This window comes from Sphaerimonospora thailandensis (genome assembly GCF_016863115.1).
GTDB classification, from domain to species: domain Bacteria; phylum Actinomycetota; class Actinomycetes; order Streptosporangiales; family Streptosporangiaceae; genus Sphaerimonospora; species Sphaerimonospora cavernae.
Genome location: NZ_BOOG01000041.1, coordinates 25,232 through 45,406, shown reverse-complemented (window position 1 = coordinate 45,406; position 20,175 = coordinate 25,232). Strand labels below are relative to the sequence as shown.

Sequence of the window (20,175 nt, the reverse complement as noted above, 5' to 3'; positions counted from 1 at the left end):
ATCGTACAAGCATGATTACTCTCGGTGTCATGTCTTCTCAGGTTCGATGGTCGTCCGTGGACCCGTTCGTGGATCAGGACGACGTGTTCAGCCAGCGGATCCGCGAGCAGTGGACCGACCAGCTGGGCCGGCGGCTCGACATCCTCATCGCGGGATGCGGCCGGGACGGCGTCCTGGACGTCGGGCGGCACGAGCCCCGGATCTGCGGGGTGGACGAGGATCTGCCCCCGCTGCGGGCCCATGCCGTCGATCGCAAGGACCTGGACGAGGTGCACCTGGGCGACCTGCGCCTGGTGCCGCTCCGGCCCCGCACGTTCGACGTGGTCTACGTGTCCTTCCTGCTGGAGCGCGTCCGCAACGCGGAGGTGGTCCTCGACCGGCTGGTCGCCGCACTGCGGCCCGGCGGCCTGCTGCTGCTCAAGATGCGGGACCGGCGGTCGGCGTACGGCTTCTGCGCCCGGCTGTGTGACCGTGCCGCCCCGCGATGGCTGCGGCGGATGCTGTGGCGCGGGCTGTCCCCGGCCGAATCCGTGGGGCCGCTCCCGGCGGTGTACGAGCCGCTGACATCGCGCGAGGGCGTGCAGGCGTTCTGCCTGACCCGGGGACTCATGATCGCAGAGGATTACTCGGCGGTGAGCGGCCCGGCGCGGCAGGGGCCGCACCCCGGGCTGGTCGGCGCGGTCTGCCGGGCGGTGGCCGCGTTGTCGCGCGGCCGGCTCAACGGGACCGAGGACGAGATCACCATGGTGATCCGCCGCCCCCAGAACCACTTCGCCCGGCTCATCTAGCCGCTGACCTCGTTCCAGGTAAAGTGCGTTACCAATCTATCTACCGGAACGACGCGGCCAGGAAGAACAGCATGATTGAGTGGATTCCCGACGCCCGGGAGCTGGCCGACCTGGAGCTGCTGCTCTCCGGCGCCTTCGCTCCGCTGACGGGGTTTCTTACCGCCGCCGAGGCGTCCGAGGTCACCGAGCACGGCCAGTTGCCCGACGGCGGCGCCTGGCCCGATCCCATCGCGCTCGCCCTCCCGCGGGAGATCCAGCCCGAAGCCATCCGGCTCGGCGACCGGATCACGCTACGGGACCCCGAGGGCGCCGCGGTGGCCGTACTGACCGTCCGGGAACTGTCCGGAGACGGGGACGGGCACGGGCACGGATATCACGTGGCAGGTCCGGTGGAGGCGCTGGACACGCCGGCGTACGGCCCGTTCGCCCGGCTGCGCCGTACCCCCGAGGAGGTCCGCAAGGAACTGCCCGAGGGGGAGATCCTGGCGGTGACCATGCGCGGGCCGCTGGACGGCACGGCGCTGGAGGACGTGGCGGCCACCGCCGAGGAGCTGGAAGCCGCGATCGTGTTGCTGCCCCTCGTCTTCGGTGAGGGCGGCCCGGCGGTGGTGCGCGCCGCGCTCAAGGCGGCCGAGCGGCTGCCCGGCTCGACGGTGGTCGCCGTACCGCTCGCGCCGCGCGAGGACGCCGAGATCGACCTGGAGCTGCGCGAGCACGTGGCGCGCAACTACGGCGCGACCGAGCACTACGCGGGGCCGGCGCCGGTCGCGATCCCCGGCCCGCCGCACCGCCGCGGGCTCGTGGTGTTCTTCACCGGACTGTCCGGCTCGGGCAAGTCGACCATCGCCAGGGGCCTGCGCGACGTGCTGCTGGAGCGCGGCGGGCGGACCGTCACCTACCTGGACGGCGACGTGGTCCGGCGGATGCTGTCGGCCGGGCTGACGTTCTCCCGCGAGGACCGCGACCGCAACATCCGGCGGATCGGCTTCGTGGCGGCCGAGGTCGCGCGGCACGGCGGCCTGGCCGTCTGCGCCCCGATCGCCCCGTACGCCGCGACCAGGCAGGAGGTCCGCGCCATGGCCGAGGAGGTGGGCGCCGACTTCCTGCTCGTCCACGTGGCCACCCCGCTGGAGGAGTGCGAGCGCCGCGACCGGAAGGGCCTGTACGCCAAGGCCCGGGCCGGGCTGATCCCGGAGTTCACCGGGATCAGCGACCCGTACGAGGAGCCCGACGACGCCGACCTCGTCATCGACACCACCGGCATGAGCGTCGAGCACGCCGTGAGCACCGTGCTCGGCACCCTCACCTCCGGCGGCTGGATCCGCTGACCGTCTGCCCGCCGGCCTGGGTGTCGTCTTTCATCTGGAACGCCTGCCCGTAATGGAATGATCCAATCGTTTCTGGATTTCCCTGCTTCGGAGCAGCATGTCGTGTCAGGATGGCGGCCTTCGAGAGTGTGAGGCGATCGCTACCTGGGGAGGTACAGTTTTGACTGTACACCGGCGATCGTGCCCGGACTGCGGTCGCATCTACTACGAGCGGGGTCCGGCCAAGATGATCGAGGCAGCAAGAACCACCGCAGGCGAGTGCAGGGCGGATGCTTTCATCACCGAGCTTGAAAGCACTCGCAGCCGTAAGAACCTCACCCGGCTCGCAGACATTGTCGTCCGCTTCGAACGCTTTGCCCTGACGGGAAGCCTGCCGGTTCCGAGGGAACTCAACGATCTTGAGGACGGCATCAAGGAAATCAAGGCGGGAGACGTACGGCTCCCCTTCTTCGATGTTCCCCGGTCCCCCACGGGAGCGGTACGGCTCACCAGCGGGTTTTTAAAGAAGAGTTGGAAGACGCCACCCAAGTACATACGGGAAGCGATCTGGGTGCGGAAGGAGGATCTGTCGCCATGAGAAGTCTCTACGAACGCGTCACCGCCACGCTGAAGGGGGCCCGGGCGGTGGCGGCGGCTCGTCTGCGTCACGAAGTCCTCGCCCTCCTCCACCAGGCACAACTCGCATCCCGAATGACACAGAGCGACGTGGCCCGAGAGTTGGGTGTTCGTCGTTCAGCCGCGAACCAGGTCTTTCGTGGGGACGGCAACATTCGCACCAACACCCTTGCCGAGTACCTGCACGCGATGGGTTTCGAAGCCGATCTTCGTCTTGTCCGCGCCGGTGAACCCCGGCAGGCGGCGCTCGAACAGCGAGCAGTACGGCCTGCCTTCGAAGATTGGCGGATCCGGCGTCCTCAACCGACCACGTCTGGAGTGTTCGTCACGAACGAGGGCGATGACCGTCCCGTCCTGGTCCGTTGGGCCGCCACCGGCCGAACTGAATCCTTCCGCGTCGAGGCTGAGGTAACCACGCTGCCGGCTGCCAACAGCTTCACACCTTTGGGCAAAAGGATGTTCACGACGTGAACGACAGCATGTCCACCCGGGATTCGCTTGCCCTCGCCGAGCTGGTGGAGCTCCAAGATGTCAGCGCGGTCGCGTTTTCCGGCCAACGACTCAAACCTGGGCGAGGCAGCAACCTCCAGCTCTCGGTGGCAGCCGGTTTCGCGCTCACCGAACAAGCGCTCTCCTACAAGTTCGACCTTGACGGCAGCCTCGTCGACGTTGACGAGAACGACCCCTTGGTCCAACTGTCTCTGTCGCTTGTCGTGACGTATGTCCCGCGCAATGCCAACGCGGAGAACTGGGTCGGTGGTGATCACGAACGGTTGAAGGCCTTCGGGGACTCCTTCGCATGGCCCGCTGCCTACCCATTCGTGCGTGAGGGGGTAACGGCGATCCTGTCCCGTCTGGGCGCGGACGCGTATCAATTGCCCATGCTTCGGCCCAGCGATCTTCTCTGACAAGCTTGGCGGCTGCCGGAACGCGCCGCGCTCTGCCAGACTACGATCAACTCGGCTGGCTGAAGAGCTAGCAGCCATCCGCGGCTTTCGGAGCCTTCGGCCTCACCTTTGTGGGCCGCCCTGTCCGAGTTCAGGGGAGCCAGAGGTCGGGGCCGAGCCGCCGCAGCCGTTCCCGGGAGTCCGGGTAGCCTGGCATCACCCGCTCGACCAGCCGCCAGAACTCCGCGCCGTGATCGTGACGCCGCGTACGGTCGCCTTCCGGTCGGCGGCGACCACCTGGGCCTTGAAGCCCTCGGGCAGGATCTTCTCGACGTAGTGCCGCAGGATGTTCTTGGCCTTGGCGGCGATCAACTGCTCGGCCACCTCCACGTGCTCGCCGCTGAGCTCCATGGTCTCGCTGAGCTGCCCCTGGAGCTGGTCCGGTCGGTGACCACCACGACCTTCGTGTCGGCCAGGGCGGGCGTGGCGCGCAGCTTGCGCACCAGGAAGGTCATGGTGAGGCTCTTGCCCGAGCCCTGAGTGGCATCATCCCAGGAACCCGCTCAGTCGGGGAGGTCGTACCACTGAGGAGTGGCGATCTCCTGCGGGTCGGGTGCCGGACCGGAGCCGGGGCCGGGGACCACGAAGAGATCGACGGTGTCGGAGCTGCGATGGCGGGACCATTCGACGATCCAGTCGTCCTTGACGCGGCTGCCCGGGACGGGCTCGTCGAAGAAGCTTCCGTCGGGGCGGGTCCAGAGCAGGCGGTAGCCGACCTTCAGCCCGCGCCGCCCCGCCTCGGCGCGTACGGTCGCGACCCGCTTGCCATGCGCCGTGTAGCCGTCCAGCGCCTCCGCTCCGGAAGGGTCGAAGGCGGGATCCTGTGCGTACGGTTCGCCCGGCTCGGCGGGGCGGCCGACCCCGAACACGACCTGGCCGGGGAAATCGGCGGGCATCCAGACCTTGCCGCAGAACGCCGAGGCGCACGGGGTCACCCGCTGCACCCCGATGCTGCCGTGCCATTTGAAGCCCTTTGGCGCGATCGGGCCGATCAGGCTGCCCACCTCGGCCGGCGCCACCGGGACGACCTTCACGACGACGTCCAGCCCGACCGCGCGGAACGCCTCCTCGAAGCGCCGGTGGTCGGCGGCGGGATCGGTGATGGTGACGCTGAAATGGTCTTCGGTCTTCTTGATCGACACAGCCGCGTTGGCGTACTGGGTGGCCGGACCGCCCGGCAGGACACCGATGCCGATCGCGGCCGCCGCCGCCACGGCGGCGGTGACCGCCGAGATCAGCACGGGCCGACGGACACGCCCCGGCCTCCTGGACAGCCGGGACAGCCGACCGCTCTGGACCGGGGTCGCCATGATCGCGTCGCGGAGCTCGCGCGCGCCGGGCCCCTGCGCCGGCGCGTTTGGCGCTAGGTCGATGGCCCGCACCAGGTTGTCGATGTCGTTCATGCCGCCGTTCATGCTTCCCCCATCGCGATTTCCGGGAAATGCCGCCGCTCCAACGTCGCCGCCAGGCGTCTGCGCGCACGGTGCAGCCGGGTTCGGGCGGCGATCGCCGTACCTCCCACGACCTCCGCGATCTGCTCACTGGTCAGGCCCTCCCAGCAGGCCAGGGCCAGCACCTCGCGATCACGCTCGGGCAGTTCGTCGAAGGCCGCGCGCACATGCTCAAGTTCCACCGGCGTCACCGGGCGCTCGGCCGCCAGCTCCGCGCGCAGCCGCTCGGCGAGCGCCGCCCTGCGTACGGCGCCGCGCCGCTGATTGGCCAGCACGCGGCGGGCCACGCCGTACAGCCAGAGCAGCGCCTTCTCGCCCTCGGGCACGTCGTCGACGCGCCGCCAGGCGGTGAGGAACGTCTCGGCGATGACGTCGGCGGTGTCATCAGGCGAGCCGGTACGGCGGGCGGCGTACTGATGTATCGCCGGGTAGCAGGCGTCATAGATCGCTTCGAAGCGATCTCGCTGTGACACGGGGTCTCCTCATCGAAAGGTGCCGGACACCCAGGTCAGTGTCCGGCGCTTCCCGATGTGTTGCAGACCGTTGCTCAGGCGGGCGGGACGGAGGGGGCGGTGAACTTCGGGTTGCGGGCCAGCCGGGAGAACGCCCTGCTCGCGCCCGGCGTGGTGTCGAAACGGGTGTCTCCCCTGGACGCCACCGGCGAGTCGAAGTAGACGAGCGCCTTGATCTGCGGGTAGTCGCCGATCTGCCGCTCGACCGAGGCGAAGAAGTCCCGCTTGTAGCGGGGCAGGCCGGGGCGTTCGAAGGCTCCCCACTCGGCGAGCATGATCGGTTTCGCCGGGAAGCGCCCCTGCATCCAGCGGTAGAAGCCCGGCCAATTCGGGCGATCGGACCGGGTCTGGCTCACCAGGCCCGCGAAGTCGCTCACCCTGCCGTCAGCGTAGGAATCGAAGGCCACCCAGTCGACCACGTCATCGCCCGGGTAGAGGCGGTCGAACCAGGGCTTGGACACCCAGACGGGCCCTCCCCTGTAGGTCATCACGGTCACCGCATTACGTACGCCCCGATTTCGCAGCCGGGTGACGACATGGCGATACATGGCCACATAGTCGGCGGCCGAGTAGCCGGCGCCGCGCCGTACATCCGTCTCGGGCTCGTGCTGGATGGTCAGGAAGAACCGGCCGGGAAAGGTCCGGACGATGTGGCCGGCCAGTCGGTCGATGCGCGCGTCCGCCTCTCCTCGCGCGATCTGTGCCCAGGTGCGGTCGGGCGCCGGCCTCCAGTTGATCAACAGCAGCCGGGGCCCCTTGGCGACCGCGCGCTCCTGCCGCGTCGGGAACAGTTCGTCACCGCGGTGGTAGACGTGCACGATGTCGGCGTGGCGGCCCATCCGGCGCTCGGCCATCTCGGTCGCGCGCAGCGGTCCCCGCCCGGAGAAGACGTCGGGCGCGATCCCCCACCACGCCCCGCAGGTCGGGATGAGCTTGTCCGTCACCGCACAGGCGCCCGGCGTCGCACGCCCCCCGGGCACACCCACGCCCGGCGACGCGCCTCCCGGCGATTCCCATGTCCTGTCTCTCCGCACACCGCCTAACGGGCCCGCCGGCATGTCCTCCGGCCTACTCGCTGTTCCCCCCAAGGCGCCCTCAGACGTGCCGGACGCCACCGCGCACGCGGTGCACATCGCGAGGCACCCCCCCGCCACCAGTACGGCCAAGCCGACGACTCCCCGCATCGTGTCCCCTCTTCTCCGCAGCCCCCTGCGATTGGTCAGGATTCACCATTGCCCAACCGGTGAAGTCCCGGGACCGGTTTCCGTTATCTCGCCGAGGAAAAGTTGGCAGAAAATCATGAATAACCGGCAGGCAAAAGACCGTCTCGCCCTATAGTTCGGGACACGGAACCGAGTAGGAGATGTTCATGAGTCTGCCACCGGACGGCCGGGGGCTCGCCGACCACGGCCCGCCGCCGCACCGGCGGTGGCCGCTGCTCGCTATCTGGCTGGTCGGAGGGGTGGCCGGCGGTCTGGTACTGCTCGCCGTGACCCCACCCGAACACCCCCTTGTCCCCCAACTCCGGGTGCTTCCGACGAGCATTCCAGACCAGGACAATCCACCGAGTTTCCGACAGCACGAACCTCTCAATCTCGACAGAAAATCGCAGATCGCGCATTCCACCAACATCAACGGCATCGCCACCGACATGTCGATAAATCGCGATTCCGAAGAATTGCGAAAACACGACAGCATGCCGCCGGACAAACCGCTGGAATTCACACCGGAGATCACGTCAACTGGAGGAGGTCCTTCGCGTGCTGTCTCACCGGCTCGCCCCGTGGCGATTGGTCTCACACGTCTGGCGGCATCACGCGCTCGGCCTGGCGGCGGCCGACGGCCCACGTGCCATCGAGTCCCACCTCAGTGAAGCCCTCGGCCAGCCGATCCGGATCGTCGTACGGCCGCCGGCCCGCCGGTCTCACGCCGAGTCCGCCCTGGAGGCGTACGGCCCTGCCGGTCTGGCCGGCATCGTGAAGATCGGTGGCACGGAGCAAGCCCGCGAGGCGGTCAGGCACGAGAGCGAAGTCCTCCGGATGCTCGCCGACCGGCCGCTGAAGACCGTGGTGCCACCGACCGTGCTGCATCACGGCGCGTCGGGTGATCTCGACGTGTTGCTGCTGTCCCCCCTGCCCGTCCCGTCCCGCTTCTCCGTCAGGTCCCGGGTGCCGGCGGACCTGCTCGAGGCGGCCGTGGCGGAGATCGCCACCCTCGGCTCCGATGACGGCTGCGCCTGGCATGGTGATTTCACGCCGTGGAACGTGGCGGCCGCGGCCGACGGTCGGCTGCTGGTCTGGAACTGGGAACGGTTCGCCACCGGCGTGCCGTACGGATTCGACGCCCTGCACTACTTCTTCCACCGCTGCCTGCGCCGGATGCGGCCGCGGGAGGCCGCCGCGGCCTGTCTGGCGCGGTCCGGCCGCATCATCGGGACCTCGACGGCGGACGCTCGCGGAGTCGCCGCCCACTACCTGATCACTTTGGCCGACCGGCACCGCCGCGACGGCCACGAACCGCTCGGCCCGCCGAGTGAGTGGCTCAACCCCGTGGTGGATCACCTGGAGTCGCTACTCTGAGTTCACGGCTGTCCTGGGCCGCAGATCCCGTTCTCCCACGCCCAGGCAGCTATCTCGACTCGATTGCGTACGCCGAGTTTGCGCTGCACGTTCGCCAGGTGGGTCTTGATCGTGGCCGGGGTCACGTAGAGCTCCAGGGCCAGCTCCTCGTTGGTACGGCCACGGGCGAGGAGGCGTACGACATCGAGCTCGCGCTGGGTCAGCGGCTCGATGGGCCTGCCTGTCTGCTTTCTGACAGCAGGCGAAGGGGAAAATCCGCCGCGCTGGGAAGCCATGTGGGCGAGCAGACGGACAGTGATCGAGGGAGAGATCAGCGCGTTCCCCGCCGCCGCCGCGCGCACCGCCTCGACCAGCAGGGCGGGTGAAGCGTCCTTGAGCAGGAAACCGCAGGCGCCGCCATGCAGGGCGCCGTAGACGTACTCATCGAGGTCGAACGTCGTGGCGATCAGGACGTTGAGGGGATCTCGGACGTCCGGTCCCGCCAGCAGTCTGGTCGCCTCCAGGCCGTCCATTCTGGGCATCCGGATGTCGAGGATGCACACGTCTGGTCGTAGCCTGCGTGCCTCCTCGACTGCCGTGGCGCCGTCGGCGGCCTCGGCGACGACGTCCATGTCCGGCTGAGAGCCCAAGATCATGCGGAAGGCGGAACGGACCATCTCCTGGTCATCAGCGATCAGCAGCCGGATCGTCATGTCGTCCATGGTCTCAGACCTGCGGAAAGCGGCCGTTCTGCTATTGATCGCTGTTGAGTCGCATCGGCAACCGGACCGCCACCCGCCAACCGGAGCAGCCATCGTCCCAGCCGGCCGTGATCTGGCCGCCGACCTTCTCGGCACGCTCGGCCAGACCGGTGAGGCCGAACCCGCCGCCGGAGCGAGCCAGACCGGAGCGAGCCAAACCAGAGCGAGCCAAGAGGCTGGGCGAGCCGGGGTTCCCGCCGTCATCGGTTACCGACACCTCCAACCAGTCATCGTTCCCGAGCCCGGCGGACACCGTGACACGGGTCGCAGCGACGGCGTGCTTACGCACGTTGATCAGCGCCTCTCGGACAACCCTGCCGACCACATCCACTATCTGGGGATGGAGATACCGGCCAGTCAGCCGGGGATCCACGGTCACCTCCATGGGCGGACCCGTCCCGGCGAAGTCCTCGGACAGCTCCATCAGCAGCTCCGGCAAGCCAGGCACCGGCCCAAGGGGAGCCGGCGTCTGGTCACGCAGCGTCCGCACCATGCTCCGCATGGCGTCCAGCGCTTTGCCCCCGGCGTCCTCGATGCCGGCGAGCATCCGCTCCAGCTCTTCCGGGCCCTGGGGCAGGCCGGTCTCCGTGGCGAACCGCACGGCCTTGGCCTGCATGACGATCCCGGTGACATGGTGGGCGACGAAGTCGTGCAGATCCCTGGCGTACTCCAGTCGCTGGGCCTGCAGGGCGGCATCCAACTCCCGGGCCCGCAGTCTGTCGCGCAGCCGCAGCACAAGGCCCGACATCACCATGAGCGGCAGGCAGCAAAAGATCGCCACCATGACCAACGATGTGGCGTCTCTCTGGTCTTCGGGGATCCGTACCGGCACCAGGAGGGCGGCCACGGAGAGTCCCGCCGTCATGGCCACCGCCCAGAGCGGCGAGCAGCGGCGGACGGCCCGGGTGATGAGGAGCAGCAACACGCCCAGCTCGGTCATGCCCGGCGTGTGCTCAGGCCGCACGGACAACTGGAACTGCACCAGGGACAACACGCAGGACGCCGCCACGGCCATGCCCGTGTAGCGGGGAAGCCGCGCCGGCGGAACGACCAGTGCCACCACGCAGAGCGCACCGCAGGCGACGACGCCCACGGTTGTCGGAAGAAACCTGGTGTCGAGCCCCTCCAGCACCAGCAGCACGGCCACCCCTGCGACTGCCAGTGCGGCGAGAACCTGCTGGTAGAGGGGACGTGTTCGCCATTCGTCTATCACAGCAGGTGACGCTATCGCCGCCCCGGTCCGGCCACCTCAACCTTTCGGCCGAGTAGCCGGCCGAGCCGGTCGGCTTTCCGGTGGATCCGCCGCCCCCACTTCACATCCCAGGATTGGGACCCGGACAGGTGCCGGCGCGACCAAGAGACAACAACCAAGAGGGACCGTGCCCGGAAGCCACCGGGCACCCCGGAGAGCAGTGTGTGTGATGAACCAGCGAATCGACCCCGTGCCGTCAGGGGCGGTCGTCGCAGCGGCCGACGATCTGACGAAGGTCTACGGCGAGGGTGAGGCCAGAGTCATCGCGCTGGCGGGGGTGTCGGCCAGGTTCCGCCAGGGCGAATTCACCGCGATCATGGGACCGTCGGGGTCAGGCAAGTCCACGTTCATGCACTGCCTGGCCGGCCTGGACACCCCGACCTCCGGCAGCGCGAGGATCGGCGAGATCGATCTGGCGCAGCTCGACGACGCGCGGCTGACCAAGGTGCGGCGCGAGCGCATCGGGTTCATCTTCCAGGCGTTCAACCTGCTGCCCACCCTCACCGCTTTGGAGAACATCACGCTGCCGGCGGCCTTGGCCGGGCAGAACATCGATCGGAAATGGTTGGATCACCTGCTGGCCACGATGGGGATCGCCGACCGTCTGGACCATCGCCCCGCCCAGCTGTCCGGCGGTCAGCAGCAGCGGGTCGCCTGTGCCCGCGCCCTCGCATCCAGACCCGCGATCGTCTTCGCCGACGAGCCCACCGGCAACCTCGACTCCCGCTCAGGAGCCGAGGTCCTCGCCCTGCTGCGGTCCGCCTCCCGGGACATGGGCCAGACGATCGTGATGGTCACCCATGACCCGGTGGCCGCCGCCCACGCGGACCGCGCGCTGTTCCTGGCCGACGGCCGCATCGTTCATGAGATGCCGCGGCCGACCACCTCCGCGGTGCTGGAGCAGATGAAGCATCTCGACGCCCACCAGCCCTCCGCATCCCTCTGAAGGACATCGATGTTCCGCGCGGCTTTCCGCACTTTGCGCTCCCAGTTTCTCCATTTCGTGATGCCTGCCATCGCCGTCGTGCTCGGCGTGGGGTTCGCCACGGGCTCATTGATCTACACCCAGTCCCTCGACGAGGCCATGACACTGGCGACGATCACCTCCCAGCCGGATGTCTCCGTCATCGTTCGCCCGGATGCGTCCCCCGGCTCTCCCGACGGGCCTCTCGATGACAGGCTGCTTGACCGGCTCCGGGCGCTGCCGGGCGCCGCGGCCGCGCGTGGCACCGCCGAAGGCCGGTCCTTCCTCGTCGGCTCCGACGGCGCCCTGGTGGGCTCGCTCGGCTGGGCCGGCGGAGTCAACTACGTCGCCTCCGCCGACGGCCGAGACCACCGCTATCCGATCACGGCGGGACGCGGACCCCATGACAGAGGTGAGATCGCCGTCGACCGGCGATCGGCCGAGCGTGCCGGCTATCGGGTGGGCGAGCAGGTACGGATCGTCGTCAACGGAACGGCCCGAGATGCCCGGCTCGTCGGGGTCTTCACCGCCCACGACCCTCGGCTGACCGCGGGAGGAAGCCTCACCGCTTTCGACACCGCCACCGCGCGGCGGCAGTTCAGCCCCACGCCGGACGGCTACACGGCGATCACCCTGACAGCGGCTTCCGGAACATCCGAGGAGATCCTCGCCGAGCGGGCGGCAAAGCTGCTTCCTCCGGGGCTTGAGGCCGTCACCAGGTCGGCGTTGGACGCCGAGGCCGCCCCCGCCGACGACAAACTGAGCATGCTGCTGCTCGGCTTCGCCGGCATCGCGTTGTTCGTCTCGACCTTCCTGATCGCCAACACCTTCACCATGTTGAGCGCGGCCCGTGCCCGCGAACACGCGCTCCTGCGTGCGATCGGCGCGACCAGGAGCTACGTCATGCGTCTTGTCCTGGCCGAGGCCCTGTTGGTCGGGGCGATCGCCTCGTTCGCCGGTTATCTCCTTGGGATCGGCGTGGCGGCCGTGCTGAACACGCTGTTCGGCACCACAGTGGACGCGGCCCCGCCGCTGCGGTTCTTCACGGCCGGGCCACTGCTCGCGGCTTTCGCCGTGGGCATCGGCGTGTCCGCGCTGTCGGCCTACCTTCCGGCCCGGCGGGCATCGGCCGTGGCACCGGTGGCGGCACTGCGTACCGGAAGTCCGGCGACCCCCGCGTCGCTGCGTCGCCGCAACGCCGCAGGTCTGGCCGTCACCGCGCTCGGCGCGCTGCTCACCCTCGCCGCGATCGGCACGCAGGATCTCCTCTACATCGGTCCGCCCGTCCTCATGGTCGGCCTGATCATCCTGACCCCGCTGCTGGCCATGGGACTGGCCAAAGCGGCCCGCGCACCCCTGACTCGGCTGGCCGGCATGCGTGGCACGCTGGCCGCTGAGAACGCCCGCCGTAATCCTCGGCGCAGCGGCGCAACCGCCACCGCCCTCATGATCGGTTTCGCCCTGGTCTGCACGATCACTGTGGGCATCTCCTCCCTGAGCCACCACGCGGAGCAGGAAGCTGAGAACAGGATGGCCGGTGACCTGCGGGTCACCGCCGTCGACTTCGCCGACATCAGCGCGGACACCGCCGGCCGGATCGCGCGGCTTCCCGGCGCCGAGGCGGTCACGCCGGTGATCGACGCGCCCATCCGCCTCGCCGATGACAGATTCCTCCAGGCGTCCGCCGTCAATCCCGCCGGTGTGGCCCGCCTCGGCGCCCTCACCGTGCTGCAGGGCTCCCTTGAGCACCTCGACGACGGCGTGGCCGTCACCGAAGACGCGGCAACGGCCCACGGTTGGAAGCTCGGCTCCCGCGTCTCCGGCACGTTCGCCCGCGATGAGCGGAAGATCGACCTTCCGATCGTCGCGATCTACGACGGGCCGGACACGTTCACCCCCGCCCTGCTTTCCACCCGGAGGTTGCCGACCGCCCGCACCGCGGCGGACCGGCCGTTCATCAGTGCGGTCTTCGTCAAGGCCGCCCCCGGCCGGGAAGGGGCGCTCCGCCGCGACATCCAGCGCGCGCTGGACAATCCCGCGCTCCTCGTCCAAAGCCGCGCGGAGGTCAGGCAGGAGGCCGGCCGCCCATTCGTTCCATTGATGAACATCATGTACGCGCTGCTCAGCATCACCGTCCTGATCGGCGCCCTGGGCGTGGTCAACACCATGAGCATGGCCGTCTATGAGCGTGTCCGCGAGATCGGCGTGCTGCGCGCGCTCGGCATGGACCGGCGGCGGGTCGGCGTCGTCCTGTGGCTCGAGTCGGCAGTGATCTCGGTGCTCGGCGCCGGACTCGGGGTCGTCGTCGGCAGTCTGATCGGCGCAGCGGCCGTGTTGAGCCAGGAGGGAGCCGCCCTCGTCATCCCCTGGACGCGGCTGGCATTCTTCTTCGCCGCCGCCGTCGCGATCGGCGTACTCGCCTCGCTGGGGCCGGGATCCCGGGCAGCGCGGATCCCGATGCTGCGCGCTCTGCGCTCGCCCGTCGAGTGACGGCGTCGGCCCCGGGCCCGCGCCCGGTCGCCGCAGTTCGCCAGGGTCACAGCTGAGTAACGGTATGCTGTGATCTAAATCACACAATCTTCAGGTAAACCAATGCCTCCCGGTGGCCGTGAACCGTCCTCGACGGAGGCGGCCACACGGGCCGGCGACGGGCCCGCGATGCTCGCGGTTCTCCCTGCCCAGACCCGGGTTTGCTCATTTTCGCCGACGTTGCCTGCGATCACCCGAGAACCCGAAAATCGGAAAGCCTTTGACCCTACCCCGGCCAACTGAGCCTAAACATCGGGCCGTGGTTCATGACTCCGGAGCCTTGAAGCCAGTTCGCTAGGTTCGTGTTCCATGTCAGGCGAACACGCCCCGATGCGGACACAAAGTTCAGGAGATCCAAGAAACGCCTACATGGAGGAGCCGAAGATTGACGATGGGTCGCGGCTGTGGCGCATCGCCCGCGACTCCGAAACCTTGGACGTGAATTCTCCCTACAGTTACCTACTGTGGTGCCGCGACTTTTCCGATACTTCGGTGGTCGCGCGGGACGGTAGTGATGCATGTGGTTTCGTGACGGGCTTCACTCGCCCGAGGGCAGCGGACACGTTCTTCGTCTGGCAGGTCGCCGTCGATCGCTCATGGCGCGGCCAGGGGTTGGCCAGGCGCATGCTCGACTGGCTCGCCGAACGGATGGTGGCCCGGGGGCATCGCTACCTCGAAGCCACCGTGACCCCGGACAACACGGCCTCGGAGCGTCTGTTCGAGTCCTTCGCCAGGGACTGGGGGAGCCCGCTTGAGCGGCGTCCGGTCTTCGGAAGCGAGCACTTCCCGGCCTCCCACGAGCCCGAGGTGCTCTTCCGCATCGGCGCGCTGGAGCCCCGGAGCTAGGTCGTTCTGGAATTCGCGATATCAACCAAGGACACGATGAATCATGGAAATCTTCGAACGACTCGAATCAGAAGTAAGAGGTTACTGCAGGAGTTGGCCCACGGTGTTCCGCACCGCGCTGGGAAGCCGCGTCCACGACGAGAACGGGCGGAGTTACCTCGATTTCTTCGCGGGTGCGGGCGCCCTGAACTACGGGCATAACCATCCGCAGCTGAAGTCGAGCCTCCTGCTCTATCTCGCCGACGACAACATCGTGCACAGCCTCGACAAGCACACGGTGGCCAAACGCCATTTCCTGGAGAAATTCCAGGAGGTCGTCCTCTCCCCGAGAGGGCTCGACTACAAGATCCAGTTCCCCGGTCCCACCGGCACCAACGCGGTCGAGGCGGCGCTGAAGTTGGCCCGCAAGGTCACCGGCCGCCAGACGATCGTCAACTTCACCAACGCCTTCCACGGCATGACCCTCGGCTCCCTCGCGGTCACCGGCAACTCCATGAAGCGCAACGGGGCGGGTGTCCCGCTGAACCACACCGTCACGATGCCCTACGACAACTACCTCGACGGCCGGACCCCCGACTTCCTGCTCTTCGAGCGCTTGCTGGAGGACAGCGGCAGCGGCATCGACAGACCCGCCGCGGTGATCGTGGAAACCGTACAGGGAGAGGGCGGTCTCAACCCCGCGAGCGCCCAGTGGCTGCGCGGCCTGGCCGACCTGTGCCGGCGGCACGACATCCTGCTCATCGTCGACGACGTGCAGATGGGCTGCGGGCGGACCGGCCCGTTCTTCAGCTTCGAGCCGGCCGGGATAACACCCGACATCGTCTGCCTGTCGAAGTCCCTCAGCGGGTACGGGCTTCCGCTCGCGCTCACGCTCATTCGCCCGGACCTGGACGTATGGGAGCCCGGCGAGCACAACGGGACGTTCCGCGGCTTCAATCCCGCCTTCGTCACGGCCGCCGCCGCCCTGGACTTCTGGACCGACGAAAGGCTGCAGAAGGAGACCCTCGAGAAGGGCCTTCAGGTCCGGCAGGCCCTGAATCTGATCACGGCCGAACACTCCGACGTCATCACCGGTGTGCGCGGACGCGGCCTCGCCTGGGGGCTCGTCTTCAACCGGCCCGAGCTCGCGCCGAGGGTGTGCGAAGCCGCGTTCGAGCGTGGCCTGCTGATGGAGACGTCCGGCCCGGAGGGCGAGGTGGCCAAGCTGCTTCCGCCGCTCACCACCTCCGACGAGGAACTCACGGAAGGGCTCGAACTGCTCGCCGAGTCCGTCCAGGCCGTCTGCGAGAAACAACCCGCCTGACCGGGAACACCTCTGTGCCCGACCCACTGAAATCCCGTGTCCAACCCTCTGGAAGGAGTTTCCCGTGATCGTTCGCTCGCTGAACGACATCATCGGCACCGAACGCGATGTTCAGGCGCCGACCTGGTCCAGCCGGCGTCTCGTGCTGGCCAAGGAGCGGGTCGGCTTCTCGCTGCACGACACGGTCCTCTACGCGGGGACCGAGACCGAAATGTGGTACGCGAACCACATCGAGGCTGTGTACTGCATCGCCGGAACCGGCGAGCTCGTCAACCACGAGACCGGCGAGACGCACCAGATCGCGCCCGGAACCATGTATCTGCTCGACGGGCACGAGCGCCACACCCTGCGGGCCCACACCGACGTGCGCACGGTGTGCGTGTTCAACCCGCCCTGCACGGGACGCGAAGTGCATGACGAGAACGGCGTCTATCCCCTGATCATCGAGACCGGCTCCTGAAACGACGGAATTCGGAGGAAAGATCGGCATGCCCATGGACATCTATCCGACGCGTAAGACGATCGAACCGACCCTTGTCTTCCGGCGGGATCCGGTTGTGTACGGCGGACCGGAGGACGGCCCGATCGACGAGAAGACCCTCAAGGAATTCGGAGAGAAGGGGTTCCTCACCGTCGAGCAGCTGATCGACCCGGTGGAGGTCGACCGGTACCGCGCCGAGTTGCGCCGTCTCCTCACGGACGAGGGGCTCAGGGGTGACGAGCGGGTCATCACCGAACGACAGTCGCAGGAAGTACGTTCGATTTTCGAGGTGCACCGCATCAGCGAGGTGTTCGCGGAGCTCGCGGCCGACCCGCGCATCGTGGGCCGCGCCAGGCAGATCCTCGGCTCCGACGTGTACATCCATCAGAGCCGGGTGAACTACAAGCCGGGTTTCGAAGGGAAGGACTTCTACTGGCACTCCGACTTCGAGACCTGGCATGCGGAGGACGGCATGCCCCGCATGCGCGCGGTGAGCATCTCGATCGCGCTCACGGAGAACTTCGTGCACAACGGCGGTTTGATGATCATCCCGGGCTCGCACCGCACCCTCGTCTGCTGCACCGGACAGACGCCTGCCGACCACTACAAGGAGTCGCTGAAGAGCCAGGAGATCGGGACTCCGGACCCGGACAGCCTCAGGTTGCTGGCGGAGAAGCACGGGATCGAGCTGCTCACCGGGCCGGCCGGCTCGGCCACGATGTTCGACTGCAACTGCATGCACGGCTCGAACGGCAACATCACCCCGTTCCCCCGGTCGAACGTGTTCTTCGTCTACAACAGCGTGGACAACGTCTGCGGTGAGCCGTTCGCCGCGAAAACACCGCGCCCGTCCTTCATCGCCTCCCGGGATTTCACCCCGGTCGGCTGACCGGTCCCGGCTCTTCGCGGGGGCCGTACAGTCCGGGCCCGACCCCGGGCCCGGCGGTACGGCCCTCCCTGCACAGGTCTCGTGAGATGAGTGGCGTCGCTTTACCCAGGTCACAGGTTGACATCAAAATGATGTGATCTCTCTCACAAAAATTTACCATTTCCGAGTCCTCGACCGAGGGGATCACGGATGTCGTCACGACCGGCGCCGGGGGCCGGCCACACGGCGGGCCGACTGCTCGTCCCTCAGCGAAAACCCCTGGTCGGTTCGCGGATATCGGCTCCGCGGGCGGTGCCCACGTGATCCCGCACGAACCATGCGGCGACGTGGACCGGCCCAACTGTCTCGCCCTACCCGGTGACGCCCCAAGTCCAAACATCGGGGCCCGAAGTCGGCCGGGGCGGCCGCGGAAAGCCGTTCGCTAGGTTCGAGGCTCCACCGAGCGGCGGGACATCGTCCCATAAAGATCCGTTCGGGAGAGCAGTGACCGCAGCGACACGAACGGGAGCGGAATGTGACGGCCCAGAGGTGGACGCGTCGTGATTTCTTCAAGAGTTCGGGCCTGACGGCGGCGGCACTGGTCGGCGGCCCCGCCCTGCTCGCCGCCTGCAGCCGCGTCGACGACGGTGGCGGCGCCACCGCCTCCGCCACCGCGGAGACCGGCGCCGACCCGCTCGCCCGGTTCCGGGAGGCGGGCAAGATCAAGGTGGGCGTCGCCAACGAGCAGCCGTACGGATATCGCGACAAGTCTGGGAATCTGACCGGCGAGGCCCCGGAGATCGCCCGGGTGATCTTCAAGGCGCTCGGCATCGACGAACTCGAGGCAGAGATCGTCGACTCCTTCGGTTCGCTGATCCCCGGGCTGCAGTCCAAGCAGTACGACGTCATCGCCGCGGGGATGTCCATCACCCCGGAGCGGTGTCAGCAGATCGCGTTCTCCAACCCCGACTACGCCTCGACCACCGCGTTCCTGGTCGCCAAGGGCAACCCGAAGAGCATCAGGAGCTTCGAGGACATCGCCAAGGGCGAGGTGAAGGTCGGGGTGCTCGAAGGCGCCGTCGAGAAGGGCTTCGCGACGAGCAACGGGGTGACGGGCGACCAGATCAAGGTCTTCCCCAACCAGAACGCGGCCTTCAAGGGCATCCTCGCCGAGCGGGTCGACGCGGTCGCGCTGACCTCGACCTCGCTGCGCTGGACGCTGGAGCAGCAGTACGCGGACAAGCCGTTGGAGGTGACCGAGTCCTTCATCCCGGTCGTCGACGGCAAGGAGGTGGTGGGCGCCGGCGGGTTCGGTTTCCGCAAGGAGGACACCGCCCTGCTCGACGCCTTCAACGCGGAGCTGAAGAAACTGCAGGAGGCGGGGGGCGTGCTGCCGATCATCGAGAAGTTCGGATTCAGCGCGACCGATGTCGAGAAGGCGGCGGAGCTCACCGCCCAACAGCTCTGCAGCGCCACCTGACGATCCGGACGAACCTGATGACGATCAGTCCATGCAGCGCGGAGCTGCCCGGGACCTTCGGCGAGGCGATGCCGTTCCTGTGCAAGGGAGCGGTGATCACTCTGCAGGCCACCCTGGGCGGCTCCGTGCTCGCCATCGCCATCGCCCTGCCCGTGGGGCTGATGGCGATGTCGCACCGCGGCGCCGTACGGGCGGTCGCCCGCGTCTACATGGAGTTCTTCCGCGGCACCTCGGTCCTGGTGCAGCTGTTCTGGCTCTACTACGCGATGCCCATCCTCACCGGCTTCCAACTGGACAAGAGCTTCGCCGGCATCCTGGCGCTCGGCCTCAACCTCGGCGCGTACGGCTCGGAGGTGGTGCGCGGCGCGGTGCGGTCCGTGTCCCGGGGTCAGCGAGAGGCGGCGATCGCGTTGAACTTCTCGCCATACCACCGGATGCGGTACGTCATCCTGCCGCAGGCGTTCATCGGAATGATCCCGCCGATGAACAACCTGCTCATCGAACTGCTCAAGGCCACGTCGCTGCTGTCGGTCATCACCGTGGCGGACCTGACGTACCAGGGCAGGCTGCTGGTGAACTCCGGCAGTGACCAGCTGATCGTCTTCGCGCTCCTGCTGCTGATCTACTTCCTGTTCTCCTACCTGATCACGCTGATCATGCGGTTCGTCGAGGGACGGGCCGCACGCATGGTCGGCCGTGACGGACCTCAGGGCAGGCCGCGCAGAGCGTGGCGCTCCCCGCGGCCGCGCCGGCCCGTTCCCTCGGTGGAGATCCCGTCAGTGGAGATCCCATCGGCGGAGACCCCGTCCGTGGAGGGAGCCCGATGATCTGGGACTGGGACTGGACACGTGAGATTCTCCCCGAGCTGCTCACCCAGGGGTTGCTCGTCACCGTCCAGGCGACGCTGGGCGGCGCGGTGCTCGCGTTCGTCCTGGGCCTCTTCGTGGCACTGCTGCGCCGCTCACGCAACCCGTTCGTGAGCCGCCCGGTGGGCGCCGTCATGGAGTTCATCCGCAGCACGCCGCTGCTGGTGCAACTGTTCGTCGTCTACTACGTGCTGCCCGACTTCGGCGTCAAGATGACCGCGCTGATGACGGGGATCATCGGGCTCGGCCTGCATTACGCCTCCTACACCTCCGAGGTGTACCGGGCCGGCATCGACGGGGTGCCGAAGGGGCAGTGGGAAGCGGCGATCGCCCTCAACCTCCCCCGCCACTGGATCTGGATCAGCGTCGTCCTGCCGCAGGCCGTACGCCGATCGCTGCCCGCCCTGGGCAACTACCTCATCGCGATCTTCAAAGAGTCGCCCCAGCTGTCCATCATCACCGTCGTCGACGTGGTGGGCCTCGCCCGGGAGCTCGGCTCGGAGCGGTTCCGCTATCTCGAGCCGATGACCGTCGCCGGGCTGTTCTTCCTTCTCGTGGCGATCCCGGCATCGATCTTCGTCCGTCGTCTGGAGCGCCGCCTTGGCAACTGAAGTCCCATCCCATCA

21 protein-coding genes and 1 pseudogene are annotated in these 20,175 nt (G+C 68.0%); 15 read left to right on the top strand and 7 right to left on the bottom strand.

The window, feature by feature from the left end; all coding sequences use genetic code 11:
• The first annotated feature begins 29 nt into the window (after nt 1-29).
• From Mth01_RS20740 to Mth01_RS20720, 5 genes are all read left to right on the top strand, one after another.
• Nucleotides 30-788, top strand: coding sequence for a class I SAM-dependent methyltransferase (locus tag Mth01_RS20740; protein ID WP_204017566.1), 759 nt, complete (start codon nt 30-32; stop codon nt 786-788).
• A 71-nt stretch (nt 789-859) separates the two neighbouring features.
• Complete coding sequence (gene cysC / locus Mth01_RS20735) at nt 860-2,116, top strand: adenylyl-sulfate kinase (protein ID WP_204017565.1); 1,257 nt, start codon at nt 860-862, stop codon at nt 2,114-2,116.
• Nucleotides 2,117-2,342: 226 nt separating this feature from the next.
• Nucleotides 2,343-2,693 carry a hypothetical protein gene (locus tag Mth01_RS20730; protein WP_204017564.1) on the top strand — a complete coding sequence of 117 codons (351 nt, stop codon included), beginning with the start codon at nt 2,343-2,345 and terminating at the stop codon, nt 2,691-2,693.
• Nucleotides 2,690-3,202, top strand: coding sequence for a helix-turn-helix domain-containing protein (locus tag Mth01_RS20725; RefSeq protein WP_204017563.1), 513 nt, complete (start codon nt 2,690-2,692; stop codon nt 3,200-3,202). Before Mth01_RS20730 ends, Mth01_RS20725 begins: the two co-directional genes overlap by 4 nt.
• A complete protein-coding gene (locus tag Mth01_RS20720) occupies nt 3,199-3,639 on the top strand; it encodes a hypothetical protein (protein WP_204017562.1) in 441 nt (146 codons plus the stop codon). Before Mth01_RS20725 ends, Mth01_RS20720 begins: the two co-directional genes overlap by 4 nt.
• A 195-nt stretch (nt 3,640-3,834) precedes the next feature.
• Here the strand turns inward: Mth01_RS20720 and Mth01_RS20710 are convergent, their stop codons facing one another.
• The 5 genes and pseudogenes from Mth01_RS20710 to Mth01_RS20690 form a co-directional block, all read right to left on the bottom strand.
• Nucleotides 3,835-4,029, bottom strand: a complete 195-nt coding sequence (locus Mth01_RS20710) for a hypothetical protein (RefSeq protein WP_204017561.1) — start codon at nt 4,027-4,029, stop codon at nt 3,835-3,837.
• A pseudogene (locus Mth01_RS30445) lies at nt 3,987-4,148 on the bottom strand (hypothetical protein); the annotation flags it as partial. The pseudogene Mth01_RS30445 and the gene Mth01_RS20710, both read right to left, overlap by 43 nt.
• Nucleotides 4,149-4,181: 33 nt before the next feature.
• A complete protein-coding gene (locus Mth01_RS20700; RefSeq protein WP_204017559.1) occupies nt 4,182-5,093 on the bottom strand; it encodes a hypothetical protein in 912 nt (303 codons plus the stop codon).
• Nucleotides 5,090-5,602 carry an RNA polymerase sigma factor gene (locus tag Mth01_RS20695; RefSeq protein ID WP_204017558.1) on the bottom strand — a complete coding sequence of 171 codons (513 nt, stop codon included), beginning with the start codon at nt 5,600-5,602 and terminating at the stop codon, nt 5,090-5,092. The genes Mth01_RS20700 and Mth01_RS20695 overlap by 4 nt, the downstream gene beginning before the upstream one ends.
• A gap of 74 nt (nt 5,603-5,676) precedes the next feature.
• Entirely contained in the window at nt 5,677-6,585 is a 909-nt protein-coding gene (locus Mth01_RS20690) for a glycoside hydrolase family 26 protein (RefSeq protein ID WP_239089858.1), read from the bottom strand.
• 816 nt (nt 6,586-7,401) lie between these two features.
• Between Mth01_RS20690 and Mth01_RS20685 the strand changes: the two genes are divergently transcribed.
• The gene (locus tag Mth01_RS20685; RefSeq protein WP_204017557.1) at nt 7,402-8,220 is read left to right on the top strand and encodes a hypothetical protein; all 819 of its coding nucleotides are present in this window, start codon (nt 7,402-7,404) and stop codon (nt 8,218-8,220) included.
• A 2-nt stretch (nt 8,221-8,222) separates the two neighbouring features.
• Here Mth01_RS20685 and Mth01_RS20680 read toward each other — a convergent pair whose 3' ends face one another.
• Nucleotides 8,223-8,912, bottom strand: coding sequence for a response regulator (locus Mth01_RS20680; protein ID WP_204017556.1), 690 nt, complete (start codon nt 8,910-8,912; stop codon nt 8,223-8,225).
• 40 nt (nt 8,913-8,952) lie between these two features.
• A complete protein-coding gene (locus Mth01_RS20675) occupies nt 8,953-10,173 on the bottom strand; it encodes a sensor histidine kinase (RefSeq protein WP_204017555.1) in 1,221 nt (406 codons plus the stop codon).
• A 208-nt stretch (nt 10,174-10,381) separates the two neighbouring features.
• On the opposite strand from Mth01_RS20675, the gene Mth01_RS20670 reads away from it, so the two are divergent.
• The 9 genes from Mth01_RS20670 (at nt 10,382) to ehuD (ending at nt 20,160) form a co-directional block, all read left to right on the top strand.
• Complete coding sequence (locus tag Mth01_RS20670) at nt 10,382-11,158, top strand: ABC transporter ATP-binding protein (protein WP_204017554.1); 777 nt, start codon at nt 10,382-10,384, stop codon at nt 11,156-11,158.
• Between the two features lie 60 nt (nt 11,159-11,218).
• Nucleotides 11,219-13,666, top strand: coding sequence for an ABC transporter permease (locus Mth01_RS20665; protein WP_204017553.1), 2,448 nt, complete (start codon nt 11,219-11,221; stop codon nt 13,664-13,666).
• A 348-nt stretch (nt 13,667-14,014) separates the two neighbouring features.
• Entirely contained in the window at nt 14,015-14,551 is a 537-nt protein-coding gene (gene ectA, locus Mth01_RS20660; RefSeq protein ID WP_204017552.1) for a diaminobutyrate acetyltransferase, read from the top strand.
• A 43-nt stretch (nt 14,552-14,594) separates the two neighbouring features.
• A complete protein-coding gene (gene ectB, locus Mth01_RS20655) occupies nt 14,595-15,854 on the top strand; it encodes a diaminobutyrate--2-oxoglutarate transaminase (RefSeq protein WP_204017551.1) in 1,260 nt (419 codons plus the stop codon).
• A 64-nt stretch (nt 15,855-15,918) separates the two neighbouring features.
• On the top strand, nt 15,919-16,314 hold the full coding sequence (locus tag Mth01_RS20650; protein WP_204017550.1) for an ectoine synthase: 396 nt from the start codon (nt 15,919-15,921) through the stop codon (nt 16,312-16,314).
• A gap of 28 nt (nt 16,315-16,342) precedes the next feature.
• Nucleotides 16,343-17,224 (top strand): ectoine hydroxylase, encoded by an 882-nt coding sequence (gene thpD, locus Mth01_RS20645; RefSeq protein WP_239089856.1) that lies wholly within the window; start codon nt 16,343-16,345, stop codon nt 17,222-17,224.
• A gap of 514 nt (nt 17,225-17,738) precedes the next feature.
• Nucleotides 17,739-18,683: an ectoine/hydroxyectoine ABC transporter substrate-binding protein EhuB gene (gene ehuB / locus Mth01_RS20640; protein WP_204017549.1), complete on the top strand. Its 945-nt coding sequence runs from the start codon at nt 17,739-17,741 to the stop codon at nt 18,681-18,683.
• A gap of 17 nt (nt 18,684-18,700) precedes the next feature.
• Nucleotides 18,701-19,510: an ectoine/hydroxyectoine ABC transporter permease subunit EhuC gene (gene ehuC / locus Mth01_RS20635; protein ID WP_204017548.1), complete on the top strand. Its 810-nt coding sequence runs from the start codon at nt 18,701-18,703 to the stop codon at nt 19,508-19,510.
• Nucleotides 19,507-20,160, top strand: a complete 654-nt coding sequence (gene ehuD / locus Mth01_RS20630) for an ectoine/hydroxyectoine ABC transporter permease subunit EhuD (RefSeq protein ID WP_204017547.1) — start codon at nt 19,507-19,509, stop codon at nt 20,158-20,160. The genes ehuC and ehuD overlap by 4 nt, the downstream gene beginning before the upstream one ends.
• Nucleotides 20,161-20,175 lie beyond the last annotated feature (15 nt).

What these genes read in the sequence shown, in the direction of transcription:
- Mth01_RS20740 (WP_204017566.1), top strand. Translation starts at nt 30, where the DNA reads ATGTCTTCTCAGGTTCGATGGTCGTCCGTGGACCCGTTCGTGGATCAG.
- cysC (WP_204017565.1), top strand. Translation starts at nt 860, where the DNA reads ATGATTGAGTGGATTCCCGACGCCCGGGAGCTGGCCGACCTGGAGCTG.
- Mth01_RS20730 (WP_204017564.1), top strand. Translation starts at nt 2,343, where the DNA reads ATGATCGAGGCAGCAAGAACCACCGCAGGCGAGTGCAGGGCGGATGCT.
- Mth01_RS20725 (WP_204017563.1), top strand. Translation starts at nt 2,690, where the DNA reads ATGAGAAGTCTCTACGAACGCGTCACCGCCACGCTGAAGGGGGCCCGG.
- Mth01_RS20710 (WP_204017561.1), bottom strand. Translation starts at nt 4,029, where the DNA reads ATGGAGCTCAGCGGCGAGCACGTGGAGGTGGCCGAGCAGTTGATCGCC.
- Mth01_RS20700 (WP_204017559.1), bottom strand. Translation starts at nt 5,093, where the DNA reads ATGAACGGCGGCATGAACGACATCGACAACCTGGTGCGGGCCATCGAC.
- Mth01_RS20680 (WP_204017556.1), bottom strand. Translation starts at nt 8,912, where the DNA reads ATGACGATCCGGCTGCTGATCGCTGATGACCAGGAGATGGTCCGTTCC.
- Mth01_RS20670 (WP_204017554.1), top strand. Translation starts at nt 10,382, where the DNA reads ATGAACCAGCGAATCGACCCCGTGCCGTCAGGGGCGGTCGTCGCAGCG.
- Mth01_RS20665 (WP_204017553.1), top strand. Translation starts at nt 11,219, where the DNA reads ATGCCTGCCATCGCCGTCGTGCTCGGCGTGGGGTTCGCCACGGGCTCA.
- ectA (WP_204017552.1), top strand. Translation starts at nt 14,015, where the DNA reads ATGTCAGGCGAACACGCCCCGATGCGGACACAAAGTTCAGGAGATCCA.
- ectB (WP_204017551.1), top strand. Translation starts at nt 14,595, where the DNA reads ATGGAAATCTTCGAACGACTCGAATCAGAAGTAAGAGGTTACTGCAGG.
- thpD (WP_239089856.1), top strand. Translation starts at nt 16,343, where the DNA reads ATGCCCATGGACATCTATCCGACGCGTAAGACGATCGAACCGACCCTT.
- ehuC (WP_204017548.1), top strand. Translation starts at nt 18,701, where the DNA reads ATGACGATCAGTCCATGCAGCGCGGAGCTGCCCGGGACCTTCGGCGAG.
- ehuD (WP_204017547.1), top strand. Translation starts at nt 19,507, where the DNA reads ATGATCTGGGACTGGGACTGGACACGTGAGATTCTCCCCGAGCTGCTC.